At 36.1% G+C, this 16364-nt stretch carries 10 protein-coding genes; 5 read left to right on the top strand and 5 right to left on the bottom strand.

The features are described from left to right. Positions 1 to 26 precede the first annotated feature (26 nt). The gene (locus KO527_RS11125) at positions 27 to 3122 is read right to left on the bottom strand and encodes an efflux RND transporter permease subunit (protein WP_216040372.1); all 3096 of its coding nucleotides are present in this window, start codon (positions 3120 to 3122) and stop codon (positions 27 to 29) included. Continuing rightward, positions 3119 to 4180, bottom strand: coding sequence for an efflux RND transporter periplasmic adaptor subunit (locus tag KO527_RS11120; protein ID WP_216040371.1), 1062 nt, complete (start codon positions 4178 to 4180; stop codon positions 3119 to 3121). Before KO527_RS11120 ends, KO527_RS11125 begins: the two co-directional genes overlap by 4 nt. A 370-nt stretch (positions 4181 to 4550) precedes the next feature. On the opposite strand from KO527_RS11120, the gene KO527_RS11115 reads away from it, so the two are divergent. From KO527_RS11115 to KO527_RS11100, 4 genes are all read left to right on the top strand, one after another. Continuing rightward, complete coding sequence (locus KO527_RS11115) at positions 4551 to 4886, top strand: hypothetical protein (protein WP_216040370.1); 336 nt, start codon at positions 4551 to 4553, stop codon at positions 4884 to 4886. Between the two features lie 81 nt (positions 4887 to 4967). After that, a complete protein-coding gene (locus KO527_RS11110) occupies positions 4968 to 6629 on the top strand; it encodes a DUF1566 domain-containing protein (protein ID WP_216040369.1) in 1662 nt (553 codons plus the stop codon). 63 nt (positions 6630 to 6692) lie between these two features. Next, positions 6693 to 7211 carry a DUF1566 domain-containing protein gene (locus KO527_RS11105; RefSeq protein WP_252733642.1) on the top strand — a complete coding sequence of 173 codons (519 nt, stop codon included), beginning with the start codon at positions 6693 to 6695 and terminating at the stop codon, positions 7209 to 7211. Between the two features lie 118 nt (positions 7212 to 7329). Beyond that, positions 7330 to 8139: a DUF2884 family protein gene (locus KO527_RS11100; protein WP_216040462.1), complete on the top strand. Its 810-nt coding sequence runs from the start codon at positions 7330 to 7332 to the stop codon at positions 8137 to 8139. Between the two features lie 73 nt (positions 8140 to 8212). On the opposite strand, the gene KO527_RS11095 is transcribed toward KO527_RS11100, so the two are convergent. The 3 genes from KO527_RS11095 to KO527_RS11085 form a co-directional block, all read right to left on the bottom strand. Then, complete coding sequence (locus tag KO527_RS11095) at positions 8213 to 9832, bottom strand: methyl-accepting chemotaxis protein (protein WP_216040368.1); 1620 nt, start codon at positions 9830 to 9832, stop codon at positions 8213 to 8215. A gap of 139 nt (positions 9833 to 9971) precedes the next feature. Continuing rightward, entirely contained in the window at positions 9972 to 10673 is a 702-nt protein-coding gene (rsuA, locus tag KO527_RS11090) for a 16S rRNA pseudouridine(516) synthase RsuA (RefSeq protein WP_216040367.1), read from the bottom strand. Between the two features lie 157 nt (positions 10674 to 10830). Next, positions 10831 to 13854, bottom strand: a complete 3024-nt coding sequence (locus tag KO527_RS11085) for a TonB-dependent receptor (RefSeq protein ID WP_216040366.1) — start codon at positions 13852 to 13854, stop codon at positions 10831 to 10833. A gap of 338 nt (positions 13855 to 14192) precedes the next feature. On the opposite strand from KO527_RS11085, the gene KO527_RS11080 reads away from it, so the two are divergent. Continuing rightward, positions 14193 to 16292 carry a winged helix-turn-helix domain-containing protein gene (locus KO527_RS11080; protein WP_216040365.1) on the top strand — a complete coding sequence of 700 codons (2100 nt, stop codon included), beginning with the start codon at positions 14193 to 14195 and terminating at the stop codon, positions 16290 to 16292. The last annotated feature ends 72 nt before the right edge of the window (positions 16293 to 16364 follow it).

Here is a 16364-nt window from a genome sequence, read left to right as displayed (position 1 = left end):
ACCTAGAACCTAGACTGATTTAGAGTTTAATCTTTTTGTGGAAATTTCTCTTTTTGTTGCTCTAACTTATTTTGTAAAAACTCTGGTGATTGAGTCTTACGAGCAAGTGCATAATAAGCACTTGGCACAACAAATAAAGTTAATAGCGTTGCTACAATCACACCATAAAATATCACTGTACCAATTACCATGCGGCTTTCAAAACCAGGGCCTGAAGCCATTACAAGCGGTACAGAGCTCATTACGGTGGTAAGTGATGTCATAATGATAGGGCGTAATCTTTGAGTCGCTGCTTGAATAAGTGCTTCTTTAAATTCAACGCCTTTATCTCTTAATTGATTAGCAAACTCTACAATTAAGATACCATTTTTAGCACTTAAACCTATCAGCATAATGATACCGATTTGGCTGTATATATTTAAGCTAGACGCACTGAAATATAAACCCGCTAAAGCACCAATTAAGCCTAGTGGTACGGTAAGCATAATAATTAACGGATGCACAAAGCTCTCAAATTGTGCCGCTAATACTAAAAAGGTAACAGCTAAAGCTAAAATGAATACATAGGTCATTGCAGATGCACCCTCATAAAACATTTGAGATTCACCTTTATAGTCAATAGCACCATCTAGCGTATTTTCTTCCATTGCCACTGTATTTAAAAAGTCTAAAGCAGACTCTAATGCGTAACCTGGTGCTAAGTTTGCAGTTAAAGTAATCGCGCGCATTCTGTTATAGCGATTTAAACGGGCAGCTGTGGCCTTCTCTGATAAGGTGATCACACTATCTAAAGGTACTAAATCACCCGATGTAGACTTTAAGTAAATATCAGAAATATTTTTAGGCTGAACAAAATCTTTTTTAGTGCCTTTGATAATAACATCGTATTCTTCACCTCTATCTATAAAGGTTGTAACACGGCGCTGACCTAACATTGATTCTAACGTATTGCCTATTTCAGATACAGTTACACCTAAATCAGCAGCTTTGTCTTTATCGATACTGATTAAAAATTGCGGGTAAGTTTCTTTAAAGTCATGATCTAATCGAACTAAGCCTGGATTCTCTTCAGCGCGTTTCAATATGCGATCACGCCATACAGCAAGCTCTTGATAATCATTACCTTGCAAAACAAACTCAATAGGGCGGCTCATGCCGCGACCGCCTATGCCTGAACGCATAATGGCAAAAGCACGTACATCGGTAATAGTGCGAAGTTCAGCACTGATATCGCCCATAATCTCCCAGCTAGTACGTTTTTTGTTTTCCCAGTCATCCATGCCTACAATGGCAACACCGCCACTGCCGCCCCAACCAGGAACGCGCACTAATAAACGGTTGATATCACCAGATTCAACAAATGGCTCTAGCTTTTTCTCAATTTTAGACATATTTTGTGCGTTATTTTCATAACTGGCACCTTCAGGTCCATTCATTAAAATAAATGCAGTACCACGGTCTTCTTTAGGGGTTAACTCTGATGGTAATTTATCAAACATCAAAAAGCTGGCAATCCCTGCAAATACTAATACCAACACTGTGCTACCAGTTTTGTGCATATTGCCCATTAATATGTTTTTGTATTTAGTTTCAATTTTTGAAAATAATACATCTACACCATGACTAAACTTTGATTGGCGTTCCGAGTTTTTTAATAATTTTGAACATAAAGCAGGTGAGAGTGTTAAAGCTGTAATGCTCGAAAACATCACTGCTGCACTTACTGCAATTGCAAATTCAGTAAATAAACTACCAATTCTGCCATCCATAAATACTAAAGGAATGAAAACAGCAATTAATACTAGTGTGGTTGCTATGATGGCAAAACCCACTTCACGTGCGCCTCTGTAAGCCGCTAATAACGGTGGTTCTCCTAGTTCTATTCTTCTATGAATATTCTCAAGCATTACTATGGCATCATCTACCACTAAACCGATAGCGAGTACTAAAGCTAATAAGGTCAATAGGTTAATTGAGTAACCCATAGCAAATAAGAATATGAAAGTGCCAACGAGTGCAACGGGTACTGTAATCGCAGGTATTAAAGTGGCTCTGATATTGCCTAAAAATAAATATATCACCAGTACAACCAAAGCCATTGCAATCGCTAAAGTGAGGTATACTTCTTTAATTGATTCTTTGATAAATACAGATGAATCATATGAATTATGAAGTGTTGTACCTTCCGGTAAGGTCATTTTAATTTTTTCAAATTCAGCTTTGGCATTTTCTACTACAGTCAAAGTATTGGCTTTAGTTTGTTTAACTATGCCTAGACCTATCATGTCTTTTTTATTGCCTCTGAACATGCTTTCTTCATTTTCAGCTTCTAATTTTATATCGGCAACTTCATTTAGGCGTACTAAATAACCGTCATCACCACGTTTAATTACAAGGCGTTCAAAATCTTCAGGGCTGCGGTAACTGCGGGCAGTTCTTACTGTGAAATCTCTATCAATAGATTCAATTTTACCGGCTGGTAATTCTACGTTTTCATTATTTAATACTTTTTCTATATCTGAGCTAGTAATACCTCGGGCTGCCATCGCGCTGCGATTAAGCCAAATTTTCATGGCATATTGGCGTTCACCGCCAATAATCACATTAGAAACACCATCTACAACTGAAATTCTATCTACAATATATCTTTGTGCGTAATCAGATAATTGCAGTGAATTCATTGTGGTGCTGTTTAATAAAAACCAAGCAATTGGACTGCCGTCGGTATCCGACTTTGATACTTCTGGCGCACGAACTTGATCTGGTAAATTATCTGCTGCGCGGGAAACGCGTTCTCGTACATCGTTGGCTGCGGCATCAATATTACGGTTAATATCAAATTCAATGGTGATATTTGAGCGACCATTTCTGCTTGATGAGTTAATGCTTTTTATACCTTCAATACCTGAAATACGATTTTCGAGTACTTGGGTTATTTTTGTTTCGATGATTTCTGCTGAGGCACCCGTATATTCAGTACTGACAGAAACAACCGGCGTATCAATATCTGGAAATTCTCTTAAAGGCAGCATGGAAAATGCCACAATGCCAAAAGTGAAAAGTAATACATTAATTACAATGGCAAAAACAGGGCGTTTAACGCTAAGGTCGGTTATCTTCACTTAGCTTCTCCTTCGGTGCGTACTGTAGAACCCTGTTTTATTTTTATAATGCCTTCAGTAATAATCACATCACCTTCATTAAGTCCTGACTTTATTTCTACTAATCCACTATGACGAACGCCAATTTCAACTTGTTTTTTTACTGCAGTATTGTCTTCAACAATGTAAACAAAGTGATTCTCTTGAATTGGAATGATCGATTTTTCAGGTACTTGCAATGCTGTTAATTCTGATAGTTGTAAGTAAGTATGCAATAACATACCTGCTCTTAGCTGGTGGTTTTGATTAGTAAAACGCGCTGTAATTAATACGCTGCGTGTTGTTGGGTTTACACGAGAGCCAATATGCGTCACTTCACCATTAAAAAACTTATCGTGATATGCTGGGCTTTTTGCTTTTACATTCATGCCTGTATGTAAATGCGATAAATATTTTTCAGGAATGTTAAAGTCTACTTTAATAATACTAATATCATCTAAAGTGGTAATTTCACTGCTACTGGTAATATAAGCACCTTGCGACACTAAACGTTGACCTAACATACCATCAAACGGCGCCTTGATAGACATTTCAGATAACTTTACTTTAGCGGCTTCTAGTTGTGCTAAAGATGATTCGTATTTTGCTTGTTGTTCATCTAATAAAGACTTTGCAGTTGATTGCGTTTTAGCTAATTTAGTTAATCGGTTTAATTGACGTTTATCTTCTTTTAAGTTAACTGTTAGCTCTAATACTTGGGCCTTTTCTTGTGCATTATTCAGTTGTACTAATAACTGCCCAGCTTTCACAATATCACCATCTTTAAAATGAACAGACTTAATGTAATCATCTTGAGCGCTATTAATAAATATTGCCTGATTAGCACGACTGGTACCTAAAGACTCAATATCAATACTTTGAGTTTTATTTAAAACCGTAACAACTTTTACCAATGTTGCTTGTTTTGTTTGATTTTTCTGGTTATTTTCTGATTTTGGTAGGTAAAGATAAATACATAAAGCGATTAAAATAGCTATAATAAATGGAAATAGAGCTTTACCTGATTGTGCACGCAACATATTGAGATTCATTAATAAAAGAATATTAACTATATTGTATGAAAAATTGACATTAATGCGTCTGTTACGCATCTTATTATTTTGTTGTTTAAACGAAAAGTTAATTTAAATTTAAATTTTTATTTTTGAATGTGGAAATAATGGTTAAAAAATCAAATTGTATGTACTGTAAAAGAATACGCTATATGTTAATTTGGGCATGTTTAATGGCCGCATTATATTTTGGTCATTTTCAATAAAGAGTGATAACTTTTTTGCATTTAATTAAAATGATTTACTAAGAGCTAATCAATACAGCCTTGTATTGCTATAATAAATACAAGGGTAGTAAAAGTAATAAGATAAAATTTATACCGTAGGAATGAATATAATGAGTGAAAGTGAAAGAGCCTTTATTACAAGCGGACGTAATACCATTATTCATAAAGAAAAAAAGCTAGATTTGGTAGTTGTAAATGGCGAAAATCATCCAAAAATCAAAGTGACTCAACATGGTTTAGAGCCTTTTAAAGAAACATTGCCTAAAAATAGAAGAGAAGCAAAAGAGCGCTATTTAGAAATGGTTTATGTGCCAACTCAAGATGTTTTTAGTGAAGTTAAGCAATTGATTTTTATTCAGTCTCTTGATGGTAGAGAGTATAAAGTCGATTACAGTAAAATAGGCACTAAATTATTTGTTAGGATCCATCAAGAAAGCTATATGTAAATCCTATTTTATAGCGTCAAAATTTTCTGGCGGATATCTTGCATATTGAGTGTTAGAAATAATGACAAATTAGGGTTTGCCATGAATAAAAAAGCTTTAATAGCTTTACTGGCTGTAAATATTGCCGCCTGTGGTGGTGGAAGTTCAGATTCAGAAACAAAAAAAGATGTACCTGTAAGTGTTAATGCAGGCTCAGATCAAGTTGTAGATGAAAAAACAACAATAACGCTATCAGCAATTGCAGCTCCTGCTGAAGGGGCTTTTTCTTGGTCACAAACAAGCGGTCCTATTATTGCTGGTTTTCCGGCTGAAGGCGCAGAGCAAAGCATTGAAGCGCCTGAGGTTAAACAAAACTCACAGCTTACTTTTCAAGTTAAATACACCGCACCTGATAATTCAACAGCCAGTGATGAAGTTGTTGTTATTGTCAGCTCAGTAAATCAATTACCTATTGTGTCAATTACACAAACAGCACCAACACAATTACCATCAAAGTATGCTGATACGGTTACTTTAAGTAGTGAGGCATCGTTTGATCCAGATTCAAACGGGTCTTTAATGACTTATCAGTGGCAGCAAACTAAAGGTGATGCTGTTGCGGTGGCAGCACTTAATCAAGCGAATTTAACTTTCTCTCATCCTTTATTGGAATCTGACAATACAACGCAGTTTAGTTTGACGATTACAGATGATGAAAACGGTAGTCAAACAAACTATTTTGACATATTACTTCATAAAACAGATCAAGTAATCGATGTAGATACAGGCATAACACAATCAGCCAATGAATTTGAAACTGTCTCTTTAGATGCGAGTAATACAAAGGCTTTAACGCCTAACTTTAGCTGCTTATGGTCTCAAGTATCAGGAACAACGGTTAATTTAATTCAAGCTAATCAATGTATCAGTCATTTTTTAGTGCCTGATGTAGATGCCGCAGAACAGCTATTATTTGCAGTGACTGTCACTGATGATAAAAATAGAAGCCAAGTAGGTAATGCGAGGGTAAATATCAAAACATTCGCTTTAGGTATCGGTAATGACTCCGGCATGACTAAGTGTTTTGATGAGCTTCAAGAAATAGCCTGTAATAACACTGATTTTCCTGGGCAAGATGCTGATTTAGGCCGAGATTCGGTAGCACAGCATTTAGATAAAATAGGCATAGGTAGTTCAGGTTTCGATTTTACTAAACTAGATGAATTTGCAGATGAGTTACCTGATGACGCGACAGATTTTTCATGTGTGAGAGATAATATCACAGGACTTATTTGGGAAGTTAAACAACAAAATACCGGCACTATACCTAATACCCAATTACGTGAAGGTCAAAATCATTATACCTGGTCATATTCAGGTGAGGGTAATGGTGGTGTTGAAGGTACTAAAGGTGCTGCCAACTCTTCATGCCCAAGTGATATTGATTGTGGCTTAGATACTTATGTCAGTGAAGTAAACGCAACTAACTATTGCGGTGGTAATAATTGGCGCGTACCCACTTATAATGAGTTAATGGGTTTAATGGATTTAAGTCAACAAGGCCAAACGCATTTACTTAATACTGAAATTTTTCCAAATATTCCGGAGCAATCTGCACTTGACCATATACGTTATTGGACGGTAGAAACCAGCGCTGATGGCCAAAGCTTAAGTTTTGCATGGATTTTAGATATGCAAACAGGTAATGACATAGCCTATCCAAAATCAAATACGGGTTATTTACGTTTGGTTAGAACCCCATAATAAAGCTATAAAGCCGCTTTATTAAAAGTCACCGTGTGACATGATAAAAAATTGGAAAATACGATGAAGAATACTCAAATAAAACTCTATGCAATGTTAGCGCTGTTATTTAGTCAATATACATTAGCGCAGACTTGCTATGATTTAACAGCAACCACACCAACAGATCGTTTTGTGCAAAATGATAATGGTACTGTAGAAGATAGTTTAACTGGATTGATGTGGATGCGCTGTAGTTTAGGGCAGACATATAACAGTGAAACAGCAAGTTGTGATAATGATGCTAAACAAATGACTTGGAAGCAAGCTTTGCAAACTGCGCAATCAACTCAGTTTGCCGATTTTAGTGATTGGCATATACCTGACTTTAAACAGCTAGCAGGTATGGTTGAAAGGCAATGTGTTAATCCAGCCGTAAATAGTGTGTTATTTCCTAATACGCCAGCTGAAAACTATTGGACTAATACTACAAGTATAGATGTGGGCGATCATGCCTGGGCTTATGCTTTTTATAGTGGTAAAAATAATCTTAAAAGTAAAAATGCTGATGTTTACGTTAGATTAGTGCGGTACGCAAAATAGTTAATCGATTCAATTTATTTTTAAAACGCGACTGATGTCGCGTTTTTATTTGATGGTCATTGGGTATCTGCTGCTTTTTTGTTAAAGTAAGGTCTCTAATATTTTTATGAGCAAAATAATGTTTAACAAGTTACGCATTGGCTTATTTTTAGTTTTATTTGGCTTTTATTTCTTAAGCTTTAGCGTTATTGCTGACGAAGAGTGCAATGTTGAATTAGAACATGGCCTTATTATTACTGAAAATGTGATCCGAATTGTTGATAAAACACAAACACGAGTGCAAATAAACCTAGGTGAAAATCAGCAGGATACTCAAATTTTTATTAAAGGCTTATTGATTGAGTTAAGTGAAGATGAAACTTTAGTATTAAATGAATTTGAACGAGGGTTACGTAATACGGTACCTGAGTTAGTGAATTTAGCAACAGATGGCGTTAACTTAGGTTTAACGGCTATAGAGCAAGTGGTCAAAGGTTTTTCAGATAAAGAGCCGCAAGTATTAAAAAATCAATTAGAGTATGTTGAAAAAACCTTAATGAGTAAGTTTAAAAGGGGTGATGACTTTTTCTATATTGCGCCACAATCTTTGTCTCGTTTAGATGACTTTTTTAAAAATGAAATTAGTGAAAAAATTCATGCTGCAGTTCATGGATCTTTAGGTGCGATATTAGTTGCTTTAGGTGATGCTTTTGAGTCTGATGAGGGCAATTTAGAAGAGCGAATTACAGACATGGGCACTCGAATGGATATCATAGCAACTGAAATTGATAAATCTTTACAGAAAAAAGCCATGGTATTAGAGGCGAAAGCTGATGAATATTGTAGCTGTTTACAAAAACTAGATGAAACTGAAACTCGCTTACAAAAGATTATCCCTTCGTTATTACAATTTGATTTAGTTAAAATAAAACCTAAATACGAGCTGTAACCTGATAAATATTCGACCTATTTAATTAAGTCAGAGCTAAAGTTATAAAATAGCTTTAGCTCTGATGGGCTTCTTAAAGCTCGAACTTCGCAACTTCTTTTTCTAAGCTTGTGGTAAGTATTTTTATTTCATCGGTTGACGTATGTGCTTGATTTGACACTTCAGAGGTATTGTTTGCCGTATCTGATATATTTACAATGCGTTTAGCTGTATCTTCACCGGCTTCTAATTGCTCTTTTGCTGCAATAGATATTTGATGGCTCATTTGAGAGATCTCAGATAAAGAGTTTGCGATTTTTTGCAGTTCTTGTGATACCTTTTGAGATTTTTCTACAGTGTCTTCACTGGTTGAAATACTTTGTGTAACTGATGATTTAGCATCTTTAGTTGCACCTTGTAAGCGTGAAATCATAGTATGAATTTCTTCGGTACTGCTTTGCGTTCTTTGTGCTAACTGCCTTACTTCATCTGCAACAACAGCAAAACCTCGACCTTGATCTCCAGCCCTTGCAGCTTCAATTGCGGCGTTAAGTGCCAATAAATTTGTTTGTTCTGCAATGCCCTGAATTACGGTTAATACGTTTGCAATATTATTAACCTCATCATCTAAAATTTGAATGTTAGAGCCTGCACTTTCAATTTGAGTTTCCAACAGGTTTATGGTTTTAGACGCTTCTTCAGTTAGTACATGCGCATTTTGCCCTTGTATTTCAGCTGCTTTGACAGATGCTGCTGTTTGCTCTGCATGGCTCGATACAGCCTCTGCAGAAGCTGTTAATTCGGTAATGGCTGATGCCACCATTTGTGTTTCATTACTGAGGTTTTCAGTTAAATGATCAAGCTCAACAGAGCGTTTTTCAGAATCTAATGTTTGCTCTTTTAAAGTATCAGACACATTTTTGATACCTTGAACAACACCTTGCAGGCCCGTTTGCATGTACGTCATAGCACCGACAACGCTGTCATTTTTTGCATTTTCGAATGTACGGTTTTTCTGTAAGTTACCTTTTGAAACTTGGCGTACTATTCTTAATACTTGATTAATTTCAGCTCCTAACGCGCTATTTAATTTTAAGCCAAAATGCCCTAAAGCAAATGCGAGTGCTGTGGCAATTAATATTGATAAACTTAACAGCCACTTTGCATTTGACCAATATCTATCATCAACTTCTTTATAGCTAATGCCTGTACCAATATACCAGCCCCAATCAGCTGTTTTTTGCACAACAGAAGTTAAATCTACTATTTCACCATCGCGTTCAGAGTCCCAATGATAAGTAATAATTTGATTAACTTTATTACCTACTAAACGCTCAACAAGTTGACCTATACTTGCGCCTTTTGCATCTTTAAAATCATTAAAGCTTGTACCATGCAATTGAGGATCATGAGGGGTTGCAACAAAGTTTAAAGCATCATCAACCACATATACATATTCTGAATCATGATATTTATTTTCTCTTAAAAGTTGACTGGCGTATTGTTTTGCTTGTTGCTCTGTGAGCTTTCCTGAGGATTGGAGTTGTTCAAACTGTTGCACTATATTGGTTGTGCTTTTCATTAACTGATTTATACGGGCGATGTTGTCGCTTTCACTTGCGTTACGTAATGCTTGTAATCCTAATACTGCAACACTAATTAGGGCAATAAATAACAGCCCTACAAAAGCAATGATTTTTGAACGTAAACTCATATAACTACTACCTCTGGTTTATTATTATTCCTTTATGATAATAGCGTTTTTAAAATTAAGTGCTAGAGGGTTTGATTAATAAAAATCATGAAAGTCATGATTTTTATTAATGTTTATTTGGAGGGGGCTATACAGGGAGCTAAATACAGTTTATTTCATCTTCAGTTAATGTGCGATATTCGCCTGGTGCTAAATCCTCACCAAGGCTGATATCAGAGACTTGTTCCCTATGTAGTGCAGCAACACTGTTACCAACAGCAGCCAACATTCTTTTTACCTGATGGTATTTACCTTCTTGAATTGACAGCTTTAAGCTAAAACCAGCTATTTTCTCAACCTTAGCAGGCAGAGTAGGGGCTTTTTCACCGTGTAACATCACACCTTCTTCTAGTTGTGCGATTTCTTGGTCGGTAATTTCGGTTTCTGTTTCAACTAAGTAAGTTTTGAATTTTTGATGCCTAGGTGACGTTGCACGATGTGACCAGTCGCCATCATTGGTGATTAGCACTAAACCAGTTGTATCAATATCTAATCTGCCAGCTATGTGCAACTCACTCAGCTTAGGTTCATTTAATAGCTCAAACACAGTTGCATGCATTTCATCGCTATTGGCACATACATAATCTTCAGGCTTATTTAACATGTAATAGCGTTTGCCTAAATCTACAAGTTGTTCTCCTTTAAACATAACAACATCTTCAGGTTTAACTTGATAATCAAAGCTGCGGATCACTTCATCATTAACGGTAACAAATTTCCTCTTGATCGCTGCTTTGGCTTTTGTTCTAGGAGTTTCAGCCAAGTGGCTAATAAATTTATCTAAACGACAAGGAAATTTCATTAAAGGTGTTCACAAAGGAGAATTCAATGGCGAGATTATAACGGATAGGGAGAGATAGATAAATAAGAGCAAGAGTTAGAGATAAAAAAAGCCAGCGATTAAGCTGGCTTTGAAGGGTAATGAACGAACCTGGGAGTTATGTCATATTTATAAAATATTAAAACTTAACTTCAGCACCTAGGTAAGCAAAACGACCAACACCACCGCCATAGTTACTATCGAAATTACCTTTACCGCTTAATACGAAAGGACCTTTATTATCAAAGATATTATTAACACCACCAAATAGGCGCATTTCAGTTTCAGTACTGATATCCATATTATAAGACACTGATAGGCTATGCTTTATATAAGATGGGATGTTGTGGTAAGCAAGCGCTTCTGGGTTTTCAACACAAGATTCATCAGCTGCTGCACAAGCTTCTGTGTTTTCTGCAATGTAATCATCGTAATCTTCTTGGCGGCTTTGGCTAGAGATTACGTCACTTTTATATTTAGTGCTCCAACGTACACGTAAGTCATCTTTGTACCATGTTAATGAGACTGACGCTTTATCAGTAAATACGTCAGTATTTAACTGGCCTGCATAATGAACTGTTTCAAAGCCATCATTACCTTCATACGTTTGAGAGTTTTCGATAACGTGTGTTAAATCACCTTTAAGCTTTAAGCTACCTAAGTCATCTAAATTAAAGCGGTATTCAACCGCTACATCATAACCACGACTTGTTAAGCTATCTAAGTTAAATGAACGTTGTAAAATCTCAATGATATTACCTTCTTCATCACGTGTGATATCGTTACAGAAGCTATTCGTGTCACCCCATGCAGCTGATGAATCGTAACATTCACTGATAATATCTTGGTTACCAATTTGAGAAATAGCATCAGTTACTTCAATATCGTAGTAATCGATGGCGATACGTAAACCTTCAATTTGTGAAGGTGCCATAGTGATACCAAAAGTATATGTATCAGCAGTTTCTTCTTTTAGTTCTGAGTTACCAGTATTTGGAGAGTAAGCATTGTTACCATCTTCAAATTCACCTTCAGCAGCAATAACAGCTGCAAGAGTTGGTTCTAAACGACATTTTTCATGGCCAGCATCAGTAGATGTTGCAGTTAAACCGTCACAGATATCATCAAAACTATCATAATCGCCACGTGGTGGAGACATTAGCTCAGTGATAGTTGGGGCACGTTGTGCGCGAGAGTAGTTACCACGAACCATATAGCCTTCGATAGGTTCCCAAATCAAGCCCATTTTGTAGCTCGATACCATATCTACATTTTCCATGCTGTAGTCAGCTACACGTAAAGATAATTCTGCTGTTAAGTTTTTAGCAAGCGGTGCATCTTTTAATAGTGGAAAAGCAGCTTCAGCAAAAGCTTCATATACTTCAACTTCACCTTCAAATGAAGGTACTACGTTAAAAGTGATACCACCGTATTGTTGCTCATCACTTGTTTTTACTTTTTGTGAATCTCTACGATATTCTGCACCAAATACAGCAGAAACAGTGCCTGCTGGCATTTCAAATAAATCACCCGCTACGTAACCAAGCATGTTGATTTGCTCAATGTCAGTTGTAATAGTTGGGTTTGAGCGAATGTAGTCAGCTGCTTCTGTAGAGATTGAACCTATACCAAATATATTTAGAGGTGCACAACCTTCAGCGCGTGCATCAGCATCAGCGCATTGAATACTACCATCATCAGCGTATTCAGCGTCTAGTGCGTTTGCAACTCTGAAAGTATTTAATTCGTTATAACGCGTTTGTTCTTGTTTGAATTTACCGTAACCAACTGATAAATCCCAGTCCCACTCGCCATCAAATACGACACCTTGTAGACCTGCCCATGAACGCATCGTTGTACGCTCGTTATCAGTTACGATATTACCAACTTCAGCAAAACGACGATCCCAATAGATACGGTCTTTATATAAATCAGCATCTTTAATTTCTTGAGGTACGTATGGATTATCCATAGAGATATAACCTGGTCTTACGCGACCTGGTTCACCTGTTTGGGGATCTAAAGTTAAAGCATAAGCACTTTCGTACTCATCTTCTGGAGATTTATTATTAACTGAGTGATTCTGGCTTAACTGTACTTGGAAGTAACCAGATGTATCATCTGTTAAATCATAATTTACTTTAAGTGCAGTAGAAAATGCATCATCAGGTACCTTTAATGCTACATATTGTTGAGAGTTGATACCATACTTTTCTTCGTTATCTTTCCAGTCACTACGTAAACCGCTTTCGTCGTACCAAAATTGTGTATCATTTCGGCTACTTTCACCAAATACGCCACCTAAAGTACCATCACTACGACTACGCCAATCAGCTTGTGAAATATCACGCATACATTGGTAGCCGTTTTCAGTTAGCATTTGGTTACAACCGTCAGACTCACTATATCGGTATGAATCTTCAATTTGAGCTTGCTTTCTATCGTCAAAAGTTAAACCAAACTGACGATCCCAGTTTGTACTGAAATACATGTAACCACGGTCATTATCAAATGAAGTACCGTAGTTTAAATCTAATGTAAATTCTTTTGCTCCGCCTTCAGTCGATTCACCTGAACGGGCTTTAAAACCAAAACCTTCTTTATCAGTTTGTGTAATGATATTAACTACACCAGCAACAGCATCGGAACCATAAGTAGCAGATGCACCACCACTAATAATTTCAACGCGTTGTACCATACCACTTGGAATCGTACTTAAGCTTACATAGTTACCACTATAGCTGTTAGAAACAACACGACGACCATCAACTAAAGTCAGTGTTCTGTTTGTTCCTAAGTTACGTAAATCAATAGTTGATAAACCCGTGTTTTGTACACTTGATTGTGAGTTTGAGTTACTGCTGCCTTCACTAATTGCAGGCATACCATCAACTAAAATTTCAGAAAGAGAACCTAAACCTGTATCTTGGATTTGATCCAAATCCATAGTAACTAGTGGTGTCGCAACACTAAAACTATCACGGCGTAAACGTGAACCAGTTACAACGATTTTTTCAACTTTATTTTCTTCTGCTTTTTTATTGCTAACTGAAGACTGTGCTTGTTTTCTTTCAATATTGTCAGCGTCAGCTGCGAAAGCTTGACCTGAAATTGCAAAGGCAATAGCTGTTGCTATGGCACCGCGATTAAATGATTTTTTCATATGAGTTCCCCTGAACTATATTGCTAATATGCTACTTATTATTTTATTTGTGGTAGTTAAAATAAAAGCGCGCTCTTATTTGAACTCCTGCTTCAATCAGTGAAAAAGTTATTTATGAAGCTAAGCCTATTGGCTTATTTGTTTTTTAAAGTAGTTTTTACATTAGCTCAATGTTAAGGCTCTCTATTATTAACCTTTTATACATCTATTTAATATCTATTCAAGACTTTACAAATTAAAACAATAAGTTACAAATTCCGTGGGTGTTGTTGCATTTTTCAATATTATTGTTATTTATCGTAAATCCTTTGCCTTTTTAATAGGGTTTTAGGTATGCTATGAAACCTAATGTTTACAAAAATTATCGATGCTTAATGAACCTAAATACGACCTTTAAACTTAATCAATGTGAAGTGCAGCCACCAGAGAATATTATTTCTATGGGTGAAACTAAGCTGACATTGCAACCCAAGTTTATTGAAGTATTAGCTTTTTTAGCACAGCAGTATCCCAACTTAGTCACACGTGAACAGATCATTGAAGAGATTTGGGATGGAAATTTTTATGTGGGTGAAAAAGCGCTAACAAATGCAATTTGGCATTTAAGAAAAAGCTTAAAAAGCTTCAATCCTGATATTGAGTTTATCGAAACAATTCGTAAAACGGGTTACAAATTATTAATTGAACCTGAGTATATAAAATCAAATCAAGAACTAAATAAGTCATTTAATATTACTTGGTCACATACTTGGTCTTTATATGCTTTAGCTTTATTTGCTTTAATATTTATTGGTTTTATATCTTGGCCAGATCAAACTCAAAAAACACAATTTTCAAAACCAGCCTTAGTTACGCAATATCCAGGCCGCGAATTATACCCGTCAGTATCCCCTGATGGGCGTTATTTAGCTTTTTCTTGGCGTCAAATGAATCGTAATATTGATTTATATTTAAAGGACTTATCTCAACCTGATTTAGCTGCAAGAAACTTAACACATTCCAAATTCAGAGAAGGACGAACGGTTTGGGCGCCTGATGGTAGTGCGCTTTATTATTATCGCAGAAGCAGTCAAGAAGGCTGTCAAATTGTTAAAAAAGATCTGCAAACCTCTATGGTTGAACTTTTAGGGAAGTGTGATTCAAGTCGAAGTAGCTCGGTAGCGATTTCAAATGATGGTTTATTATTAGCGTATGCGGGTATTAGTGATAAAAATGCTAAAAAAGCCATATATCTAAAAGAACTTAACTCCGATTTATCTGCTAAGCGATTAACTTGTTTACAAAATTGTGATTATAGTGATGAATCAATTGCGTTCAGCCCAGATCAAAAGTACTTAGCAATTTCAAGAAATACAGAGTCAGGTCATGAAGATATTTTTATTCATGAAATAAGCTCAGGTATAGAAAGACGCCTAACTTCTGGTTATTTAGATATTAGAGGCTTAGATTGGCACCCCTCAGAAAATAAACTGATCTTTGCAGCCATAGAGCACGGTAAACGATATGGTTTTGAAATTGATGTAGAAAGTGCTGAGTTTGTTAAGCTGCCAGTTTCTGGCGTGAGCTTTCCATATTACTCTGATGAAAATACAATTTATTATCATAACTGGCAAATAGATACTTCTATTATGCATGTTGAGTTAGATGCACAAGTTGCCTCGTCTCCATTCCCATTATTACAGTCGGAATTTAATTTTAGATATCCTAATTATTCAATCGCATCAAAACAATTAGCTATGGTCTCAAATGAGTCGGGATTTGATGAACTTTGGATAAGTGGTCTTGATGGCATTAAAAAACAGAAAATTACGCAGTTAAAGCAAACCATTAAAAATCCTGTTTGGTCTCATGATGGTAAACATATTGCCTTTATAGTGAATACGGTTGATAGTAATGAGCTTTACGTCATTAATGTGCAAACACAAAACTTAAAGCGTTTAGATACAGGGTTAGCTTTTCATAATAAACCTAGTTGGTCTGGCGACAATCAAACAATTTATGTATCCAATAATACGAATTTACATCAAGTCTCTGTGAATGGTGAGCAAGTTAAGCAGTTAACACAAAATGGTGGTAATTATGCGGTTGAAACCTCTGCTGGTGAGCTTATTTATAGTAAAGGTGGTGGTAAAGGATTATGGCGACTGCCATTAATAGCACCAACACAAGAGCGAAAGTTACTCGCTAATATTAAGTTACCAAGTAGCACAGGTTGGCAATATACAGATAAAGGTATTTATTACTTTAATGTGAAAGGCAACGATTATCGCTTGAGCTTTTATAACTTTGAGACGCAAGAGCATAAAGACATTATTAGAGTACCTGAGCGCAGTTTTAGCCGCACACGAGGCATGACCTATGTGCCAGAAGACAACTGGTTGTTATTTACAGGTTATGAATCTCCTCAAGTCGACATTAAACGCATTACTGCAAAATAACTTTTCTAAATTAAGCACCATAATATCTTTTGTGGTGCATATACCAATCCTAATAAATATGTGATCAATCTA

Origin of the sequence: Pseudoalteromonas sp. C2R02, from assembly GCF_018860845.1 — a bacterium.
In the GTDB taxonomy this organism is placed as follows: domain Bacteria; phylum Pseudomonadota; class Gammaproteobacteria; order Enterobacterales; family Alteromonadaceae; genus Pseudoalteromonas.
Note: the sequence above shows the minus strand (reverse complement) of the source record. Positions and strands in the feature narration are given on the sequence as shown.